This is a genomic window from Bradyrhizobium sp. HKCCYLS3013 (assembly GCF_051167615.1).
Classification (GTDB): Bacteria; Pseudomonadota; Alphaproteobacteria; order Rhizobiales; family Xanthobacteraceae; genus Bradyrhizobium.
Window position 1 is genome coordinate 303,242 of record NZ_JBNPTK010000007.1, and the last position, 21,157, is coordinate 324,398.

General features: G+C 64.6%; 13 protein-coding genes. 7 read left to right on the forward strand and 6 right to left on the reverse strand.

The genetic code is table 11. The features are described from left to right. Window positions 1-291 precede the first annotated feature (291 nt). The gene (locus ACQR1F_RS15995; RefSeq protein WP_316182833.1) at window positions 292-744 is read left to right on the forward strand and encodes a cupin domain-containing protein; all 453 of its coding nucleotides are present in this window, start codon (window positions 292-294) and stop codon (window positions 742-744) included. Here ACQR1F_RS15995 and ACQR1F_RS16000 read toward each other — a convergent pair. After that, the gene (locus tag ACQR1F_RS16000) at window positions 741-1,559 is read right to left on the reverse strand and encodes an MBL fold metallo-hydrolase (protein WP_434913433.1); all 819 of its coding nucleotides are present in this window, start codon (window positions 1,557-1,559) and stop codon (window positions 741-743) included. The two genes, ACQR1F_RS15995 and ACQR1F_RS16000, sit on opposite strands and share 4 nt — an antisense overlap. 107 nt (window positions 1,560-1,666) lie before the next feature. On the opposite strand from ACQR1F_RS16000, the gene ACQR1F_RS16005 reads away from it, so the two are divergent. Continuing rightward, on the forward strand, window positions 1,667-2,572 hold the full coding sequence (locus ACQR1F_RS16005; RefSeq protein WP_434913434.1) for an alpha/beta fold hydrolase: 906 nt from the start codon (window positions 1,667-1,669) through the stop codon (window positions 2,570-2,572). A gap of 5 nt (window positions 2,573-2,577) precedes the next feature. Here ACQR1F_RS16005 and ACQR1F_RS16010 read toward each other — a convergent pair whose 3' ends face one another. The 3 genes from ACQR1F_RS16010 to ACQR1F_RS16020 all read right to left on the reverse strand — a co-directional run bounded on the left by ACQR1F_RS16010 (window position 2,578) and on the right by ACQR1F_RS16020 (window position 5,751). Then, entirely contained in the window at window positions 2,578-4,104 is a 1,527-nt protein-coding gene (locus tag ACQR1F_RS16010) for a permease (protein ID WP_434913435.1), read from the reverse strand. Continuing rightward, window positions 4,101-4,850 (reverse strand): ABC transporter ATP-binding protein, encoded by a 750-nt coding sequence (locus tag ACQR1F_RS16015; RefSeq protein WP_316182836.1) that lies wholly within the window; start codon window positions 4,848-4,850, stop codon window positions 4,101-4,103. Before ACQR1F_RS16015 ends, ACQR1F_RS16010 begins: the two co-directional genes overlap by 4 nt. A gap of 145 nt (window positions 4,851-4,995) precedes the next feature. Beyond that, a complete protein-coding gene (locus tag ACQR1F_RS16020; protein ID WP_434913436.1) occupies window positions 4,996-5,751 on the reverse strand; it encodes a transglutaminase-like cysteine peptidase in 756 nt (251 codons plus the stop codon). 606 nt (window positions 5,752-6,357) lie between these two features. Here ACQR1F_RS16020 and ACQR1F_RS16025 point away from each other — a divergent pair. Together ACQR1F_RS16025 and ACQR1F_RS16030 are read left to right on the forward strand one after the other, a co-directional pair. Then, window positions 6,358-12,657: an Npun_F0296 family exosortase-dependent surface protein gene (locus ACQR1F_RS16025; RefSeq protein WP_434913437.1), complete on the forward strand. Its 6,300-nt coding sequence runs from the start codon at window positions 6,358-6,360 to the stop codon at window positions 12,655-12,657. Window positions 12,658-12,704: 47 nt separating this feature from the next. Then, entirely contained in the window at window positions 12,705-14,930 is a 2,226-nt protein-coding gene (locus ACQR1F_RS16030) for a CHASE2 domain-containing protein (protein WP_315805225.1), read from the forward strand. 59 nt (window positions 14,931-14,989) lie between these two features. On the opposite strand, the gene ACQR1F_RS16035 is transcribed toward ACQR1F_RS16030, so the two are convergent. Next, window positions 14,990-15,379 carry a hypothetical protein gene (locus ACQR1F_RS16035; RefSeq protein ID WP_434913438.1) on the reverse strand — a complete coding sequence of 130 codons (390 nt, stop codon included), beginning with the start codon at window positions 15,377-15,379 and terminating at the stop codon, window positions 14,990-14,992. A gap of 87 nt (window positions 15,380-15,466) precedes the next feature. Between ACQR1F_RS16035 and ACQR1F_RS16040 the strand changes: the two genes are divergently transcribed. Beyond that, window positions 15,467-16,486 (forward strand): hypothetical protein, encoded by a 1,020-nt coding sequence (locus tag ACQR1F_RS16040; RefSeq protein WP_315805223.1) that lies wholly within the window; start codon window positions 15,467-15,469, stop codon window positions 16,484-16,486. An 82-nt stretch (window positions 16,487-16,568) separates the two neighbouring features. On the opposite strand, the gene ACQR1F_RS16045 is transcribed toward ACQR1F_RS16040, so the two are convergent. Next, on the reverse strand, window positions 16,569-18,164 hold the full coding sequence (locus tag ACQR1F_RS16045) for an ABC transporter substrate-binding protein (protein WP_434913439.1): 1,596 nt from the start codon (window positions 18,162-18,164) through the stop codon (window positions 16,569-16,571). A 248-nt stretch (window positions 18,165-18,412) separates the two neighbouring features. Here ACQR1F_RS16045 and ACQR1F_RS16050 point away from each other — a divergent pair, with 248 nt between their 5' ends. Next, window positions 18,413-20,032, forward strand: coding sequence for an ABC transporter substrate-binding protein (locus ACQR1F_RS16050; RefSeq protein WP_434913440.1), 1,620 nt, complete (start codon window positions 18,413-18,415; stop codon window positions 20,030-20,032). 170 nt (window positions 20,033-20,202) lie between these two features. Beyond that, window positions 20,203-21,156, forward strand: a complete 954-nt coding sequence (locus ACQR1F_RS16055) for an ABC transporter permease (protein ID WP_315805220.1) — start codon at window positions 20,203-20,205, stop codon at window positions 21,154-21,156. Window position 21,157 lies beyond the last annotated feature (1 nt).

A 21,157-nucleotide genomic window follows, 5' to 3' on the forward strand; every position in this document is an offset into this window, starting at 1 on the left:
TTAAAGGCGACGGCACAGCTTGGGGATGGGCAGGGCGACCGGAGGGGCGCCTGTCCGCATCTTGCAGTGCGGCTAAACAGTAGATCAGCAGGTTTGGCGAGGCCGCGAACAAATTGCGGCGTTCGCGTGAAGTTTATAGCGCTGGCGTGGTTGTGATGCGACGGCTGGTCGCGGCGATTGGTTCAAATCTTAACGACTGCGGAAAGCAGCCATTAGGTGCAACCGGCTACGGTCGCAGGCTCATGCCGGCGTTCGCCCGGTCATTTCAGTCCCATGCATTTGAGGTCCACGATGTCGCCGTCCTTGATCGAAACCGCCAACCTCACCGTCGACCTGGCGCCCGCTCCGATCGAGCCGTCGTGGATCATCGAGGGCACTCCGACCGCGACCTCCTGCACCATCGCGCGCAGCAGCGACGGGCTGGGCTCGACCATCGTCTGGCATTGCACCGAGGGCAAGTTCAACTGGTACTACGATTTCGACGAGACCATCCTGATCCTCGAAGGCGCGATCGTGCTGGAGAGCGATGGGCTCCCGGCAAAGCGCTATGGGCCGGGCGACGTGATCTTCTTCCGCGACGGCGCGCATGCCAAATGGCATGTCGAGGGCCACGTCAAGAAGCTCGCCTTCTGCCTGAAGACGCAGCCCTATGTGCTCGGCCTCGCGGTGCGCGTGATCAACAAGCTCAAGCGCATGTTCCTGACGCCGGAAGGCCGCCGCGGCACCAGCCTCGCGGGCGCCTAGACGCCGTCGAGAATGATCACCGTCGGCATCGAGGGCAGCAGCTCGCGCGACATCTTCAACGTCCGCTCGCCGCGCCGGTCGATCTCGAACTGCTGGCCGATCTTGCGCATGAACTCGTCGAGCGGCGTCGCGAAGCGGTGCATCGGCAGCACCACCGAGGCGCGCAGACGCTTGGTGATCTCGGAGATGCCGTCGAGCGACATCGTATAGGTGCCGTCGATCGGCACCATCACCACGTCGAGCCGGCCGATCGCGGCGAAATGCGTCTCGTCCAGCTTGACGTGCAGATGGCCGAGATGGCCGATGCACAGGCCGGCAACCTCGAAGATGAAGATCGAGTTGCCGTCCTTGATCATGTCGGCGCCGATCGAATCGCTGAAATAGCGGCGGATGTCGGTGGTGATGTTGCGGATCAGCACGTCGCCGATCCGCTCGTAGATCTGGGCCGGCTTGCCGTCGTCGCCCCAGCCATGCAGCACGTGCGGGATGCGCGGATCGGGCGCCAGCGTGTAGTGCGTCGAATGGGCCCGGTTCATGGTGATGACGTCGGGCAGCCGCCCGACCTGATAGGCGCCGCTGTAGTCGGTGGCGATGCGGATGCCCATCGGCGTGTCGATGAAGTAGGTCGAGTGGCCGGCATAGGTGATCGTCACCTCGTTGCCGGCCGCCGCCGTCCGGCGCAGGCTGACCGGCACGGCGCGCGGCGGGCCGCCGGCCATCGCCAGGCACTCGCTGGTGCGCGGCCCCGATTGCGCCACCGCGGGCGATGCGAACGCGACCAGGACGGCGAGCAGCGAGACCAGCGAGCGCAGCATGGCAGTTCCCCTTCGACAGCGCGTGTGAGTGTAGCGAGGAATTGCGATCAGAACTATCCTCGGCGCAACGCCCGGCTCGAGAGCGCGGCGCGATGCGGGAGGATGGCATGACGGATCAGGTGTTGCAGCCGCTGCGCGAGATCGACGCAGGCGTGCTCCGCATTGCCTATTTCGAGAGCGGGCCGGCCGACGGTCCCGTCGTCATCCTGCTGCACGGCTATCCCTACGATATCCACGCCTATGTCGAGGTCGCGCCGCGGCTCGCGGCACAAGGCTGCCGCGTCGTCGTGCCCTATCTGCGCGGCTATGGACCCACTCGTTTCCGCGACGCATCGACGCCGCGCTCGGGCCAGCAGGCCGCGGTCGGCGCCGACCTGATCGCGCTGATGGATGCGCTGGCGATCCCGCGCGCGGTGTTCGCCGGCTATGATTGGGGTGGCCGCGCGGCCTGCGTCGGCGCGGCGCTGTGGCCCAAGCGCTGCACGGGCCTGGTCTCCGTGAACGGCTATCTGATCCAGGACATCGCGCGGGCGCTGGAGCCGGCGCCGGTGCCGCGCGAGTTCGCGTTCTGGTATCAATGGTACTTCCAGACCGAGCGCGGACGGGCCGGGCTCGCGGCCCACCGCGCCGAAATTGCACGGCTGCTGTGGCAGCAATGGTCACCGCACTGGCGCTTCGACGATGCGACCTTCGCGCGCGCGGCGGAGGCGTTCGACAATCCCGATCACGTCGATGTCGTGATCCACAGCTATCGGCATCGCTACGGGCTGGCCGAGGGGGACCCGCGCTATCAGGACATCGAGCAGCGGCTGGCGAGCCTGCCTGTCATCGCGGTGCCCACGATCACGCTCGATGGCGACGCCGACGGCGTGATCCCGGCGACGGACGGCCAGGCGCATGCTGCGAAGTTCAGCAACCGGATCGGCCATCGCGTGATCCCTCGGGCCGGCCACAATTTGCCGCAGGAAGAGCCGGCGGCGTTCGCCGCCGCCGTGATGGAGGTGCTGCGCTGAACGCTTCAGGTCCGTGCCGGGCTCAGCTTCCAGGCCGCGAGCAAGAGGCCCGCGGTCATCAGGCCGCAGACGATCGCAGCCTCGGGCAGCGCGAGCGCCAGCGCCGCGGTCGCCGCCCAGCCGATCGAGGAGAAGGCCTCGGCAAAGGTCGCCAGCCGCGACGAGGTCTGGCGGCGCCGGAACTGGCTGCGCCGCGCCTGGATCCGGAACCAGAGCTGGATGGCCGTGGAGGAGACGGTCGCAACCAGAACGGCAACGGCTGTGACCACCGCCTGCGCCGGCGCGACCCAGCCGAGCGCGAGCACGAGAGGCGCAAAGATCATTGCGATCGTGATCAGCACGACCTCGACCTTGGCGCGCACGATGCGCGTCCCCGGCAGCGGCGCCGTCGCCACCAGTTCGGGCGCGTCCTCGCCGGAGATGGTGAGCCAGGCGAGGCCGCCCGCGAGCTGGCCCGCCGCCATCACGACGACCGGCGTGATCAGGAACACCGCCTGCGAGCTGTCGGAGTAGCTGCGCCACAGCAGCAGCGCCGGAGGCACCAGATAGAGCAGTTGCATCAGCGTCTGCGAGATCAGCCAGGGATCGCGCCGCAGCAGCATGAACTCCTTGCGCCGCAGCGCCTGCTGCCGCGAGCCGCCGCGAAACGACCTGACGCGTGCGCCGGCGCGGCTGGAGACGCCCTGGGCCGCGGCGCTGATCGCGGTGTCGGCGAAACGCGGCGAGAACATGATCATGACGACGCCGAGCAGCAGCAGTCCGGTGGCCAGCAGAATCAGCAGCGCCTGGCCGTCGCCGAGCGCCGCTCGGGCCGGCAGCCAGACAAGACTGTCGGGATCGGGCGCGATGGTGGCCGCGGCATCCGAGGTGAGGACGGCGAAGCGCGACAGCGTGCCATAGGAGACGATCGCAGCGATCTGCAGCACGATGACGAAGCCGGCGCCGATCACGGCCGCCAGGATCTGGGCGACCAGCCGCGTTCGCGCCGGGCCGATCAGGCGGAACAGGACGATCGTGATGGCGATGGCGATAGCCGCCGCCGACAGGCCGACGGCTGCGACCACGACGAACGCCGCGAGCCAGCGCGCGCCACCCTCGATCAGGAGCACGTCGACGAAGGGGGTCGCGAGCAGCAGCGCCATGCTGGTCACGGAGAGCGCGATCGCCGCGATCCGGACGGAGAAGATCTCGGCCAGCCGCACCGGCGACGACATGATGAGATCGAGGTCGGCTCGGGCGTAGAACACGCGGGTGACGGACTCGATCGCCTGCGACAGCATCAAGGCCCAGGACAGCATGATGGTCGCGGTGATGACGATCAGCGCGGTCTTGTCGAGCGGCGGCGCGAGATCGGCGTAGCGGCCGACCACGACCCAGGCCGGCAGATGCATGAGGGCGCCGAACAGCACGAGACCGATGATGGCGGCCCGCGTGCGGCGCCGCCGGCCGGCCGTGATCATGCCGAGCCATTCCCGCCAGGCGAGCCGGAGCTCGTGACGGGCGAACCAGGCGAGCGTCGCCGCCCGCGTCATGCCGCGGACTCGACGTCGACCAGCGCGATGAACAGCTCCTCCAGGCTGGTGTCGGTGCGCCCGTTCTGCTGGCGGAGCTCGGCGAGCGTGCCCTCGGCGACGACGCGTCCGGCGGCGATGACGCCAATCCGGTCGGCCATGCGCTCGGCGACTTCGAGAATGTGCGTGGTCATGATCACCGTGCCGCCGCGGCGGACGCGCTCGGCCAGCAGGCCCTTGACGTGCCGCGCCGACACCGCGTCCAGGCCGGTCAGCGGCTCGTCCAGGATGATCAGCCGCGGGTCGTGGATCAGCGCGCCGGCGAGCGCCACCTTCTGGCGCATGCCCTTGGAGAAGCCTTCGCAGCGCTCGTGCAGATGCGGCTCCAGCCCGAGCGAGACCAGAAGCTCGGTTGCCGCCTCACCTGATCTCGCGGGATCGATGCCCCACAGTCCGGCGACGAATTCGAGATATTCGAGCGGCGTGAGCTTGTCGTAGATCATGGGCTCGTCGGAGACCCAGGCCATCACCTGCTTGGCCGCGATCGGGTCGCGCAGCGCGTCGATGCCGAAGATCTCGATCCGCCCGGCATCCGGCCGCAGCAGGCCCGCGACCATGCGCAGCGTGGTCGTCTTGCCGGCGCCGTTCGGGCCGACCAGTGCGTAGAATTCACCCGAGCGCACCACGAGGTCGAGCGCATCGACCGCCGGCCGCTCGAAACATTTCGTCAGTCCTCGCACGGCGAGGGCGGGGCTGCCTGGGATCATGACGGCACTATCGCCTCGTTCGGTTGGCGTCTGCAATGTGGATGCAACTCGTTGCGGCGTGGTGAACGGACCAGCGGTGCCGACCAATTCCGCGCTCCCGCCGTGGTCCTGCGCCACTGGAGAGCTGCACCGCTGCGGGCGATGGTCAATGGTTCACGGAACCCGTGCTCTCAGGCGACAGCACCCGGGCCTCCGCCATCAGCGGCAACGGCTGATACCGGGAGATGCCGGTCTCGTCGATCACGAACAGCGGCCGAACCTGCCGCGCGTCGCTGTCCTGGACCATCGCCATGCGCTGATTGTCGAGCATGAGCCAGCGCCCGTCGAGACGCGCGGCCGCGACGGCGTGATCTTCGCCGCGGACGACGTCGTGCAGGATCACGATCCGCAGATCGTCGGCGGCAATGCCGGCCATCTGAAGCGCGACGAACTTGGCGATCGCGTAGTCCTCACAGTCGCCGGCCCGGTGCTCGAACGTCACGAGAGGAGAGGCCCAGACATCCATCTGGCCATATTGAGCGAGGTCGCTGGCGGGGCGGATGGCCAGGTTGATCGCGCGATTGATCTGGCCGAGCCGTGCCCGCCCCTCGCGGAGACGGCCCTGATCGATGATCGTGAGCAGGCTGAGGGCGGCGGGGGAAACGCAGCGCTCGCGGTCGCCATCGCACAGCGCAAGCTGCACGCGCTCGTCCTCGAGCTTGCGCGCGAGCGCCAGCCACTTGTCGCGCAACGCGCCGGCATCGAGGACCACCCGCGGCAGGGCGAAAGGCTCCGCATCCTCGATGGCGGCGAGCCCCAATGGCCGCGCGGCAGGACCGGCGCTCGCCGGACTGCCGATCCACATGGCGGCGCTGGCGGCCGCGGCCGCCAGCGATGCGCGCATCAGCGCGAGAAAATTCATGTGACGCCCCGTGCCCGGATCTCGGTCGGCGCGATGCAGCGCCTGACGGAACCGGATGCTTGTTGGCGGTCAGCATGGATGTGGAGGCTTGGCCTCTGCTTAAAACCGGCACGCGGGCGATCAAATCGCAGGATTTACGCTGAACGTTGTGTTGCTCCGATGCGACAAATCTTAGCGAAAGCTGAGCGATGGTCGCGAAGGTCGGAAAGGTTCGCGGTGAAGTTGTGCTTTGAACTCAGCCGCCGCTCCCGCCAAATTAATGCAATTCGTCGATTCTTGTTCTCCCACCCACAGTCCTGCACTTGAAATCCGTTGTCAGGGGTAAGCCGGTGCGGATGTCGGTGTCGGCAAAGGTATTGGCTGGTCTATGAATACTTGGAGTTACTTATATTTTCTGGAGAGACATGAATTTTGACTTGGCCGGTTCCGCCCGGAGCCAGCTGTAAAGAGGGCAGAAACTCGACAACATCGTAGCGATCCCGCGGAAGCCGCCGTTTTTGGCCACCTGAAGCACAAGCTGAAGGTGGTTCCGCCAGACACTTGCCAGTGATATGCACGCCTTGAACACTCATTCTTATGTATTCATTAACCATAGTCGGTGGCCCCGTGAATTACGCTGGCAATTCTGACGCCGCGCTTTTCTCCGACGGCCGGGGCGCCTCCTCGCACGGTCACGTGCGGCTGGAGGCGCCGCACGCCCATGCGCCGACGGACGCGATCGTCGTTCCGGACGCGCATTTTCTGTTCAACGCCGATTTCAAGCGGTCCGGCCTCGATCTGATCCTCTCGTCCGATGGGCGCGAGATGGTGCTGCCCGACTATTTCAAGGGCGAGAAACGGGCGCCCCTGGCGTCACCCGATGGTGCGCATCTGACCGGCGACCTCGTCAATGCGCTCTCCGGCGCGGTGCAGGTCAGCCAGGCCGGGGCGGCTGCGAGCGTGAGCAAGGTCATCGGCCATGTGACCAAGCTGCAGGGCACCGCGACGGTCATCCGCAACGGCGTTTCGATTCTCCTGCACAACGGCGACAACGTCGAGAAGGGCGACGTCGTCCAGTCCGGATCGGATTCGACGCTCGGCATCACCTTCATCGACGGCACCGTGTTCGGCCTGTCGTCCAATGCGCGGATGGTGCTGAATGAGATGGTGTACGACCCCAACGGGTCGAACAATTCCTCGCTGATCAGCCTCGTCGCCGGCACGATCTCGTTCGTGGCCGGCGAGACCGCCAAGCACGGCGACATGAAGGTCGACACGCCCGTGGCGACCATGGGCATTCGCGGCACGGCGGTGCTGGTCGAGATTGATTTCACAGTGCCGGGGCAGGGCAGTCTGCCCGATGCCAAGTTCCAGGTGCTGGTCGAGCCGGACGGCCACACCGGCTCCTACGTCCTGTTCGACAAGACGACGCTGCAGCCGATCGCCGTGGTGAATCAGGCCGGACAGCAGATCCAGATCAGCAACGGAATCGTGAATCAGAGCGCTGTCCCGCTCACGCCGGACATCCAGAAGCTCATCAACGACGTCTTCTCGATCAAGTTCACCGACAACACCAATCCGAAGTCGAACACCCACTTCACCGATATCGGGGTGCCGCAGACGCTGACGCCGCTGACCTTGCCCAACGGCACCAGCGCAACGCCGGTGGTTCGCGTGGTCGACGACTCCGGCCCGACGACCGGGACTGGCCAGACCGGCGAGCAGCCGTCGCACATCCCAGGTCCGCCGGACGTCAGGATTCTCGATGCTGGCGGCCGGCTGACGACGGCCTTCGGATTGATGGAGCGTGCCGGTCAGACCGGGAACGGCACCGATCTCGACACCGTTCTCAGCCGCATCAATTTCGTCGACATCAACGGCATCGACCGGCCGACGGTGTCGGTGAGCTTCAAGTCCTATGCCTACAAGAGTGCGCAGCAGACTGATGTCACGGGCTCGTTGAACGCCCTGCAACTGCAGGACGTCATGGCGACGGCCGTGAAGATCGCGGTCACGCCAGATCCGAACAACAAGAACTATGGCACGGCGACGCTGACCTACAGCGTTCCCGACAACTACTTCGACTTTCTGGCGGCCGGCGAGACGCTTACGCTGACCTACCTCGTACGCGTCGACAACAATTTCGCGCCGTCCAATGAATTCACCGTGGTGCCGATCACGATCACGGTGACGGGCACCAATGACAAGCCCGAGATCGTCGCAACCGTGCAGACGATCGCGTTCGAGGGCGGCACCAGCGTGCCCGGCGGGCCGCTGACCTCGGACGATCCGACCTCGGGCACGCTGACCTTCAAGGATGTCGACCTCACCGACAGCCATACCGTCTCGGCCAAGCTGACCGGCGCGGTTCTGGAAGGCGGCGGCAGCATTCCGCCGGCCCCACTGGCGCTGTTCGAACAGGCGCTGACGGCATCACTGGCCTCCGACAGCACCGGGAGCGGCACCGGCAAGATCAATTGGAGCTTCGCCAGCCTGCCGGTCTATGTCGCGGATTTCATCCCCGCAGGCCAGACGCTGACGCTCACCTACACGGTGACCGTGACGGACTCGCAAGGCGCGACATCGACGCAGACGGTCACGGTCACGATCACCGGCACCGACGATCCGGCGGTGGTCTGGATTGCCACGACGCAGCCTGGCGAGAGCAGCGGCGGGGGGGTTCATCTGTGGAGCGACGGCGCGAACTGGGCAACCGGTCTGGCTCCGACCGCCGATGATGACGTCATCATCATCACCGATCAGCTGCACGGCCTGACGCCGGCCTTCCCGGTGAGGATCGATGACGGCGCCTACGCCTCCGCCAAATCGGTCACGCTGAATGACTTTGGCGGCGGCGCCGTCCCCGAACTCGACAATCACGGCTTGCTGACGATCGGCGGCGCGCTGACGGCCAAGGCCGACTCTCGCATCGTTAACTTCTCGGGCGCCACGATTACGGTGAATGGTTCGGCGCAGATGCTGGACCAGAGCGAGCTGCACAATGCCGGCGCTGTGGTGCTGGATGGCGGCGGCGTCTTCGGGGCTGCGGCCAGCATCATCAACACCGGGACGGTCGAGCTGTCGGCTGGCACGCTGACCGTGCATGGCAACGTCGCGAATGCCGATGAGGACAGCTCCGGCTTGATCAGGGTCGACCTGGGCGCCACCCTGACACTCGACGGCGGCAGCATCGACGGCGGCACCATCCTGATCGATGGCGTGCCGATCGTTCAGAATATCGGCACGCTGGACGAAGGTGGGCAGACGCCACCGCAAGCCAACGGCCTGCTCGCCCTGAAAGACGGGGCCGAGATCAGCAATGGCGAACTGACCAATTTCGGCACGATCGATGTGTCTGGTGCCGGAAATGCCATCTCGAATGAGTTCGTCACCAACGTCGGCCTGATCGACATCAAGCCGGATGGCGCGCTCGCGCTCGACGACGACACCAGCGTCGACAATACCGACGGTACAATTACGGTCGAAGACGGTGCGATGCTGACCCTCTCGCAGTCGCGCGTCAGCGGCGGCACGTTGACCAACGAGTCCGGTGGTACCGTCGCCCTGACCGGCGCAGCCGCGCTGATCGGCGGCACGCTCGACAATTCCGGCATCGTCGCCTTATCCGGCACTGGCAATGCATTCGAAGACGAGACGATCACGAATGCGAACGCTGCCGTAATTACCATTGCGCTGAGCGGTGCGCTCTCGCTGAGCGGCACGAGCATCGCCGGTGGGACCATCAGCAATCACGGGACGATCTCCGTCGACGGCGACAGCACGATCGACGGCAGCGCCGTCGCGGGCGGTGCGCTGCTGATCGGTGAGACCGGTCCGCTTGCGGAGATGACGGCCATCCTCACCGTCCAGGGTGGCGCGTCGTTGAGCGATGCCGGCGTCACGATCGGCGACGGATCGACGCTCGAGGTCGCATCGGAGGCGGGCGCGAGCCTGGTCGGTGTCACCGTCGACAATTCCGGCACGGTCCAGGTGGACGAAGCCGCGCTGCTGCTGATCGAGCACAGCACGATCACCGGCGGCGATCTCGTCAACCGCGGCATCGTGCATGTCGAGACCGAGGCGGCGACGACCTTCGACAATGTCACCATCGACAACACCGGCGGCCAGATCATCATCGATGAGGACGGTGTGGTCCCGGTGGCGTCGACCCTGGTGCTCGATGGAAGCACGACGATCACCGGCGGCACGTTGGACATTCGGATCGCCGGCACGTTGGAGATTGCCGGCCACGATGTCGTGACCCTTTCGGGCGTGGACGTCGACAATGTCGGCAAAATGACCGTCGATCTCGGTGCGACGCTCGATCTCGCCGGCACTGCGGTGAGCGGTGATGGCAGTCTCTATATCTATGGGACGATCACGGCGAGCGGCGCGAGCGGACTCAGCGGAACCATCTACAACGACGGCACGATCGAGATCACGGCCGGGACGTTCGAGATCAACGGGGATGTCACCGGCTCGGGGCTGATCAAGGTGGATGCCGGCGCGACGCTGACCGTCGATGGCCACGTCGATCAGGTCATCGACTTCAGCAGCGAAGGAAGCAGCGAGATCGTCATCGACGACGCCAGCTTCTCCGCCAAACTCGCCGGCCTCGGAGCAGACGACAAGATCGATCTCCAGACGATCAAATGGAGTGACGCGACGACGGCGTCCTATGATGCCGAAACGGGCGTGCTCACCGTGATCGACGGTGAAGGGCACAGCATCGCTCTGACCCTCGTCGGCAATTTCAGCGGCCTGCATTTCGCCGGCAGCAAAGACGCGAATGGCGGAACGCTGATCACGTTGACGGCCAAGGACGACGCGCCGGTGATCGCAGATGCCGGCCAGCCGGGTGCGATCACAGAAGCGGCAGCGCAGACCGGGGCATCCGATCCGCAGGTCGCCAAGGGACACATTCATTTCGCCGATGTCGACCTGACCGATCGGCCCACCGCATCGATCGGCACGCAAAGGGTGACCTGGACTGCGGCCGACCAGACCGATCTGTCGAGCCGGCTGAGCTCGGATCAGATCGCTGCGCTCGAACACGCCCTGCAACTCAGCCAGGACGGCAATACCAATAATGGCAAGATCGACTGGGCCTATGCCATTGCTGACGGGAAGCTGGATTTTCTCGGTGCCGGCCAGACCGTCACAGTGACCACCACGGTTCAGGTTGATGATCACCAGGGCCGAATGGTGGCCGCGGACGTCGTCGTCACGATCACCGGCACTAACGATCTGCCGGTCGTGACGAGCGAAGCGCAGGCGGCCGTCGTCGCGGAGCGTACGGCCAGCTCCGGCTCGGACCTGCCCGACACCGCGAGCGGCACCATCACTTTCACGGACGCTGATATCACCGACACGCATGTCCTGAAGGTGATCGGCGACGTCGCGACCTCGGGTAACGACGGCGGCCTGCCGTCGGACATGTCCGTGCTCAAGAGCTGGCTGTCGCTCGGCGCGCTCACCGAATCCGGCAAGGGGACGGGATCGCAGGCCTGGAGCTTCGCTGCCGGCGACAAGGCGTTCGACTACCTCGGCGTCGGCCAGCAGGTGACGCTGACCTACACGGTTGCCATCGATGACGGCCATGGCGGCGTGGTCGAGGTGCCCGTCACCATCACCGTCAATGGTGCCGAGGATGCGCCCGTCATCACCGGTGAGACGAACCCGCCGGTCCAGACTGTCATCTTGGCAGAGCAGGCGAGGGTGCTGGCGAGCTCCGCCAAAACGAACACGGAGGGCATGCCCACCGAGACGTTCGATCACGTGTCGGAAGGCGCGATCTCCGACAACGGACGCGGCCACGGCAGCTTCTACAGCCAGGCGCTGCACGCGACGTTCACGGCCTCCGGCAATGCGGGAATCGTGCACGGCTCGTCGCCGGTATCCGCGGCGCCCTACATGGTCGACGGGGCGGACAAGACCAACTATCTCAGCATCGGCAGCCAAGCCCAGGAGACGATCACCTTTGACAGCGTCAAGAACAGCTTCGGGCTGTATTGGGGGTCGGTCGACAGCTACAACAGCATCTCGTTCTACAACGGCAACAAGCTGGTGGCGTCCTACTCGGGCAGCGACGTCGCGCCGCTGCTCGCCAATGGCGGGCAGGCGTCGCTGGCCTCGAACGGCTATGTCGAGTTTCTCGGGCTGTCGCCGTTCAACAAGGTGGTGCTCGCCAGCAGCCAGAATGCGTTCGAGCTCGACAACGTCTCGGCGGGCACCATCGCCGATCAGCCGGTGAAATTGGCGAGCGACATGTCCGGCACCTTGACGGTGCTCGACAAGGATGTCGGCGACACGCTGACCGCTTCGGTGCACGACAATGGCGTGATCAAATACAATGGCTCTCTCAGCCTGCCCTCGAATGCCCATGTCCAGGCGCTGGCCGATGCCCACGCGATCACCTTCGACAGCGCGACATCCGATGGCGGTGCCGATGTCCTGCACTGGACGTATCATCCGGCCGACGTGAACCTGGATTTCCTCAATCCCGGCGACACGCTGACCGTGACCTATCAGGCGGAGGTCAGCGACGGCCACGGCGGCACTGCGAGCAAGGCACTGACCGTCACGTTGGCCGGCAACGGCGCCTCGACGATCAACGGCACCGATCAGAACGACAATTTCGTCAATGTCGGCGGCGGTGTCACGATCTTCGGCAAGGGCGGTAACGACACCTTCGTCTTCAATCCGCATTTCGGCAGCGCCACGATCGGCGATTTCGATCTCAACAAGGACATCGTCGAGCTCGATCATTCGCTGTTCGCCAGCGTGGACGCGATGGTGGCCGCCGCGCAGTCGGCCAACAACGGCCACGACACCGTCATCACCGATGCGGCGCATGATACGCTCACGCTCAAGGGCGTGACGCTGGATCAATTCAAGGCGCATCACGACGGCTTTCACCTGGTCTGAGTCCGCGGCGTTCGGGCTGCAGGCCACGGTGTGATATCGGTTGCTGCATGAAGCGATTGAGAGCAGTTCCCCGGTGGTTTGCACGCAGGTTTGGCTATGCGCGCCTGATCTGCCTGCTGCTGCTGGTCGCGTTCGCGGCGCTGCGCGTCGCTGATCCGGCCCTGGTGCAGGAGTTGCGTCTTCGCACCTTCGATAATTTCCAGGCGCTCAGTCCGCGGCCCAAGACGGTTCGCCCGGTCACCATTGTCGACATCGACGAGAAGAGCCTCGCTGATCCCAAGCTCGGCCAGTGGCCATGGCCGCGGACGCGCATCGCCGAGATCATCGAGAAACTGACCCAGCTCGGCGCCCTTGTCATCGCCTTCGACGTCGTGTTTGCCGAGCCCGACCGGCTCAATCCGGCTATCGCGGCGGATACCTTCCCCGGTCTGGATGAGGTGACACGTGAGAAGCTGAAGGCGTTGCCGTCAAACGATCAGGTGTTCGCCGAGACCTTGCGAAGATCGCGCATCGTGCTCGGTGAGACGGCCAGCCTCGAGAAGCGCACCGATCTGGACAAGACACTGCCCGTGACCGGCTTTGCGATGCTGGGTGACCCGATCCCGTTCATGGAGCCGTTTCCTGGGCTGCTGCGCAACGTGCCGGTGATCGAGCATGCGGCGGCGGGGCGTGGCCTGTTCACGATCCCGCCCGAGCGCGACGGCATCATCCGCCGGGTGCCGATGATCATGCGGGCACAGGACGTCACGATGCTGGCGCTGAGCTTCGAGATGCTGCGGGTTCTGACCGCCACGGACACGGTGTTCGTCAAGGCTGAGGAGGGCGGCATCACCAGCCTTGGCCTGCGTGGGTTTCAGATTCCGACCGACGGCAACGGCAAGATCTGGGTGCACTACGCCAATCATGATCCATCCATCTATGTCTCTGCCATCGACGTGCTCGAGGGCCGCGTGTCACCGGAGAAGATTGCGCGGAAGCTGATCCTGATAGGCCCGTCCGCCATCGGGTTGAACGACATCAAGACCACTCCGGTGTACTCGGCCATGCCGGGCGTCGAGGTACACGCCCAGGTGCTGGAGTCGGTGCTGACAGGCTCAATTCTGACACGGCCTTATTGGGGCGTTGTGGTCGAGTTCCTTGGGGCCGTCCTGCTCGGTTTTCTCGTCATTGTGTTCGCGCCGCAGCTCGGCGCCATCACCCTGGTGATGGTTGGGGGACTGTTCGCGAGCGCGCTGCTCGGCCTCTCCTGGTACTTCTACACCCAGCACCGGCTGATGATCGACTTCACCTATCCGATGCTGTCGACAACCGCGGTCTACCTGACGCTGATCTTCGCCAATTTCGTCCGCGAGCAGGAGCAGCGCCGGCAGATGCGCTCCGTGTTCGGGCAATATCTGTCGCCCGTTCTGGTCGAGCAGTTGGCGGACTCGCCGCCCAAGCTCGGCGGCGAGGAGCGCGAGATCACGGTCATGTTCTCGGACGTGCGCGGTTTCACCACGATCTCGGAGAGCTACAAGCACGATCCGCAAGGCTTGACCCAGCTCATGAACCGGTTCCTGACGCCGCTCACCGACGCCATCATCGCCCGCAAGGGCTATGTCGACAAATATATGGGCGACGCCATCATGGCGTTCTGGAACGCGCCGCTCGCCGACAAGGACCATCAGATCAACGCCTGCGAAGCCGCGCTCGACATGCTCGACCGGATCGACCGGGTGAACGGCGAGCGCGAGCAGGAGGCCGCGCATGGCGGCCACGTCTACATTCCGCTCAAGGTCGGCATCGGCCTCAACACCGGCATCGGCGTGGTCGGCAACATGGGCTCCGATCTGAAGTTCAACTATTCGGCGCTCGGCGACAGCGTCAACCTCGCCTCCCGCCTCGAAGGACAATCCAAGGAATACGGCTTCCCGATCATCGTCGGCTCGGCGACGGCTATGGCAGTCAAGGACAGGCTCGCCATCCTTGAGCTCGACTTCATCATGGTGAAGGGCAAGACCGAGCCGGAGGTGATCTATGCCATCACCGGCCGCGAGGACGTGATGCATTCCGAGCGCTTCCAGCTGCTGCGCAACCTCACCATCGAGATGCTGGCCGCCTATCGCAACTGCGACTGGGACGAGGCGCTGGCTGCAATCGAACGAGGGCGGAGGAAGGACGAGGCGAAGGAGCTGGCTAAGCTCTACGATCTCTACGAGGCGCGCATCCGCCACTATCGGGTCGATCCGCCGCCCGAGGATTGGAACGGCGCCTACGCGCTGTTGACGAAGTAGCAATCCGTCGAAGGATGGACCCGGCCGCGCTGACGGGCATGGCGCGGCGACGATGGTAATCAATTGCAGATCACATAGGCCGAATAGGGCGGGCAACGCGTGCTGCGTTTCTCAGTGCCGGGAGCGTGGCGGGCGGGACGCGACGGCGGAAGGCTCCGTTTGATACGCGGTGGCTTGCCTCCCTCGTGCGCCAGCGGCGATGGCGCGACGACGTTGCCAGGCTTCGTGGAGGATGTCTGCGCGTCCACCACCGCGATGTTGCCGGCAAGCGCGAGCGTGACGACAACGAGTTTGACTGAACGAAAGCGCCTCCGGCGCTGCAGGATCGGCACGGCGTCGGCGCGATCCAGCAGATGTCGAGCGCTTGGCGTTTGTTGCGCGGCTGCAACAGCGGGATAGGAAAGATTCGGGAGCATGTGCGTCGGATTGTACTCGTTATAGACGTGCAATACAATAATGAACCACTTAAGGTGGCAAAATGCTGCAAATGGGGGGCATTGATGCAGTCTTTCGAGGATACAAGTGCGGCTGCTCCAATGAAGGAGAAGCCGGCATGGGGTCCAGTCAAGCGTTTCGCTCCGCCATATCGTTTCACTCGGCCACACTGGGGCAGCCTCATCGCGGCGGCAGCGTGTGTGCTTGGGGCCAGCGGGGTGTCCGCTGCGGATCTTCCGGTCAAGGCGCCGCCGGCGCCGGTTTCGCTGTGGGAGTTCGAGGTCGGCGCTCGCTATTTCTACAGTTCAGGCCGTACCCGTTACACGCTGGGTGATCCTTTCGTCGCAGGCCAGATCAATTCCCAGCTGACCTACAAGAATCTCAACAGCCATGCCGGCGAAGGCTTCGCCAGGGTCGATCACAATGTCGGCTTCTTCGCCAAGGGCTTTGCTGGCGGCGGAAACATCTTCAGCGGCACGCTCAACGACGAAGACTATCCGCCGGCAGTCATTCCATACTCAAACACGGTCAGCGACGTGAACAGCGGCAGGCTGTGGTACGGCACGATCGACGCCGGCTATAATTTCTGGAGAGGGCCTGCGTTCAAGGTCGGCGCCTTCATCGGCTACAACCATTTCTATGAGACCGTCAACGCGTACGGATGTACTCAGGTCGCGACCAACCCGTTCATCTGTGGTCTCGCTCCGGTTGCCGGAGGCGTGCTGGTGCTCAGCAAGACCGAGAACTGGGACTCGCTTCGTGTGGGGTTGAACGGCGTCTTCCATCTGGGTCAGAACTGGAACGTCACCCTCGATGGCGCCGTTCTGCCCTATGTCCGGCTGAGCGGGTTCGACAATCATTGGCTGCGGCCCGACATCAATCCGCTTCCGCAGTCCGGAAACGGCTGGGGCTATCAGCTCGAAGGTATCGTGTCTTACGACGTGACGAGAAACTTCAGCGTCGGTCTCGGGGGGCGCTATTGGTACGCTCGGACGACATCCGGGACCACGCAATTCCCGGGCGTCCCGGGATCGCCCACGACATTCAGCTACGAGCGGTACGGCGGCTTTCTCCAAGCATCATACAAATTTGACTCGGGCGCGTTCGTCGTCGGCAAATGACATATTGGCTGTTGTGCTGAAGAAGAAGCCCGGCAGACGGCCGGGCTTCTTTGCGAGTGCGACGGCAACCGGCGCCGAACCGCTACTCCACGCCGATCGTGGTCAGGTCCTGGAACCAGTGCTGGGCCTGCACGAACTTCTTCACTTTGGGCGACAGCGCGTGCGGGTTGGTGTCGTGCACGACCCACACCAGCGCGGCATCGTCGACGACCAGCGCATGCGCCTGTGCGATCAGCTCGTCCTGCTTCGCCGGATCGAAGGTCTGCTTCGCCTCGCTGATCAGCGCATCGACCTTCGGGTTCTTGTAGCCGCCCCAGTTGACGCCCGTGGGCGCGATCTGGTCGGAGGCGAAGAAGCGCACGATCGCGTAGAGCGGATCGGAGGTCACATAGGCGATGTTGTTGGCGGTGATGCCGGCGTTCATCTCGTCGGCGGCGCCCTTGCGCCAATGCATGTACAGCGTCTCCAGCTCGACGACCTTGAAGTCGATGTCGATGCCGATCTCCTTGAAGCTCTGCTGCAGATATTCGTTCATCGGCAGCGACAGCATCTGGCCCGTGCCGCCCTGTGCGATGATGAAGGTCGTCTTCAGCGGCTTGTCCTTGGAGTAGCCGGCATCCTCGACCAGCTTCTTTGCTGCGGCGAGATCATATTTCAGGTCGAAGGTGGGCTTGCCGAACCACGGGCTCGACGGGTCGACCTGGCCCTTGGCGGGCTTCGCCAGGCCGTTCATCAGACCGACCACCTCGTCGCGATTGATCGCGAGGTTGAGCGCCTTGCGCAGCCGGATGTCGGTCCAGGGCGATCCCGGCAGAACGCTGAGATGATAGTTCCAGACGTGCGGCGTGACGTTGTCGACCAGCTTCATGCCGGCGGCCTTGAGCTGCGGCACGGCGTCGGGCGCCGGCGTCTCGATCAGATCGACTTGGCCGGCGAGCAGCGCGTTGGTGCGGGTCAGCGCCTCCGGCATCGGTACCAGCACGAGCTTGTCCGTCTTCGGGATGCGGTCCTTGTTCCAATATTCGGAATTCTTCGAAAGCTCCGCGAGCTCCCGCGGTACCAGCTTGGTCAGCTTGAACGGACCGGTGCCCGAGGGCTGGCTGGCGAACTTGTCCCAGTCCTTGCCGAGCTTCTCGTATTGCGCCGGGCTCGAAATCAGGAACCACAGCATCTGATAGGGGAAGAACGAGTCGACCGTCTTGGTCGTGATCTCGATCGTGGAGTCGTCGATCTTGGCGTAGCTCGCCACCGATGGGAGCCGCGTCTTCACCTGCGCGCTCTGCCGCTTGTCGAACTGAGGTGCCTTATCGTTGAGCACCTTGTCCAGATTCCAGATCACCGCATCGGCATTGAAGTCGCTGCCATCGTGGAACTTGACGCCCTTGCGCAGGGTGAACCGCCACTTCGTCTTGTCGGCGTCGTTGACCTTCCATTCGGTGGCGAGGCCCGGAATGAGCTTGCCCGGTTTGTCGGCGACGCTCATGTCCCAGGCCACCAGCGGATCATAGATCGTGTAGCCGGTAAACTGATAGGCGCCGGCGCCGCGATCGGGCTGGCCCGTCGTCAGCGGAATGTCCGCCATTGAGATGCCGTAGCGCAGGACGGTTTCGGCGCGCGCGGCAACCATGGAGAGGCCGAGGGCAAGCGCCGTGGCGAGCAGGGACAATCTAGTACGCATCAGGATGAAGCTCCGTGGGGACCCGGATCAAATTCAATGCCAAAATCCTGCAATCCGGGTGCCAAAGCCAAAAAGCGGATCATTTGAGTACAAACGTTGTGACCTCGCGTCGCAGGACCACGGTCAGGCGCAGGGCTGGCATAGCCGTTGCATAACGCTGCACAGAATTTAGCCAGCTGATCGGAGATAAGATCGTGCTCTCGCGTATTGCGACTTCAATCGACAAACATGCAGCCGTTGCGGCCGCGATGATGACGACCGTAGCGGTCCTCGCGCTACCGGCAACGGCCGGCGCGGAATCGGTGCTGCGCATCGGCATGACTGCGGCAGACATTCCGCGGACGCTCGGCCAGCCCGATCAGGGCTTCGAGGGCAACCGTTTCACCGGCCTCACGATGTACGACGCGCTGACAATGTGGGATCTGTCGTCGGCGGACAAGCCGAGCGTCGTCATTCCCGGCCTCGCCAGCGAGTGGAAGGTCGACGAGTCCGACAAGACCAAGTGGACGTTCAAGCTGCGTCCCGGCGTCACCTTCCATGACGGCGCGCCGTTCAATGCCGACGCCGTGGTGTGGAACGTCGAGAAGGTGCTGAAGCAGGACGCGCCGCAATTCGATCCGAGCCAGGTCGGCGTCACCGCCTCGCGCATGCCGACGTTGGCGTCGGCGCGCAAGATCGATGATCTCACCGTCGAGCTGACGACCAAGGAGCCGGACAGCTTCCTGCCGATCAACCTCACCAATCTGTTCATGGCGAGCCCGACCAAGTGGCAGAAGCTCTATGAGTCCGCGACCGGCGCCGACGACAAGGCGAAGTCGCAAGCCGCCTGGGCCGCCTTCGCCAAGGACGCCTCAGGCACCGGTCCGTGGAAGATGGCGAAGTTCTCGCCACGCGAGCGGCTGGAGCTCGTCAGGAACGAGGCCTACTGGGACAAGGCACGCATTCCCAAGTCCGACAAGATGATCCTGCTGCCGATGCCGGAGGCGAACGCGCGCACCGCAGCGCTGCTGTCCGGCCAGGTCGACTGGGTCGAGGCGCCGGCGCCTGATGCGCTGCCCGAGATCAAGCAGCGCGGCTTCAAGCTCTACGCCAATGAGCAGCCGCATGTCTGGCCGTGGCAGTTCTCGCGCATCGAAGGCTCGCCGTGGAACGACATCCGCGTCCGCAAAGCCGCCAATCTCTGCGTCGATCGCGAGGGTCTGCGCGACGGGCTGCTTGCCGGCCTGATGGTGCCGGCGACCGGCACGTTCGAGAAGGGCCATCCCTGGCGCGGCAACGTCACCTTCGAGATCAAATACGACAAGGCGGCCGCGCAGAAGCTGATGCAGGAGGCGGGCTTCGGGCCGAACAAGAAGCTCGAGGTCAAGATCCAGACCTCGGCGTCGGGCTCGGGCCAGATGCAGCCGCTGCCGATGAACGAATACCTGCAGCAGGCGCTGGCGGAGTGCTATTTCGACGTCAAGCTCGACGTCATCGAGTGGAATACGCTGTTCACCAACTGGCGGCGCGGCGCTAAGGATCCGTCCGCCAACGGCGCCAACGCCACCAACGTGACCTATGCTGCGATGGATCCGTTCTTCGCACTGGTGCGCTTCCTGCAGTCGTCGATGGCGCCGCCCGTCTCCAACAATTGGGGCTTCATCAACAATCCGAAGTTCGATGAGCTGGTGAAGAAGGCGCGCCAGACCTTCGATCCCACCGAGCGTGACAAGGCTCTGGCGGAGCTGCATGCGGCTTCGGTCGATGACGCCGCGTTCCTCTACGTGGCGCATGACGTCGGTCCGCGCGCGATGAGCCCGAAGGTGAAAGGCGTGGTGCAGCCGAAGAGCTGGTTCATCGACTTCTCGCCGATCTCGGTGGAGCCGTAAGCATCCACCATCTACACTTCATCATGGCCGGGCTTGACCCGGCCATCCATGCTTGACCCGCGGAGGGAGCGGTGTGGATGCCCGGGCCTTCGCCGCGCCGAAGCGGCTTCGGCCGCGCAGGCGGGTCAAGCCCGGGCATGACGATCGATAGACTTTCAGTAAGGTGACTCGTGCTTTCTTATGCTGCCAGGCGGATGGTCTATGCGATCCCGATCATCATCGGCGTCGCGCTCGTCTGCTTCATGCTTGTTCACATCACGCCCGGTGATCCGCTCGTCGCGGTGCTGCCGGCCGACGCGTCGCAGGAGCTCGCGCAGCAGCTGCGCGTCGCCTACGGCTTCGACAAGCCGCTGCCGGTGCAGTTCGGGCTGTGGCTGTGGCGCGCCGTCAATGGCGATCTCGGCAGCTCGATCGCGACCGGCCGGCCCGTGCTCGCCGAGGTGCTGCGCGCGGTGTCCAACACCGTGACCCTGGCGATCGCAGCGGCCATCATCGGCTTCTCGCTCGGCCTGTTTTTCGGCCTCGTCGCTGGCTATTTCCGCGACAGCTGGATCGACAAGGTCGCGACCTCGATCGCGATCGCCGGCGTGTCGGTGCCGCATTACTGGCTCGGCATGGTCTTGGTCATCATCTTCTCGGTCGAGTTGAACTGGCTGCCCGCGGTTGGCGCCGGTCCGTCCGGCTCGGGCGCATGGTCGTGGGACTGGGCCCATATCCGCTTCCTGGTCCTGCCCGCGATCACAACATCGGTGATTCCGATGGGCATCATCACCCGCACCGTGCGCGCGCTGACCGGCGACATCCTCAGCCAGGATTTCGTCGAGGCGTTGCGCGCGAAGGGCCTGCGCGAAACCCAGGTGTTCCGCCATGTGCTGAAGAACGCCGCGCCGACCGCGCTGGCGGTCATGGGCCTGCAGCTCGGCTACATGCTGGGCGGCTCGATCCTGATCGAGACGGTCTTCTCTTGGCCCGGCTCGGGCCTGCTGTTGAACTCGGCGATCTTCCAGCGTGACCTTCCGCTCTTGCAGGGCACGATCCTGGTGCTGGCGATGTTCTTCGTCATCCTCAATCTCGTGGTCGACATCGCGCAGGCCGCGATCGATCCGCGCATCAAGCGAGGCTAAC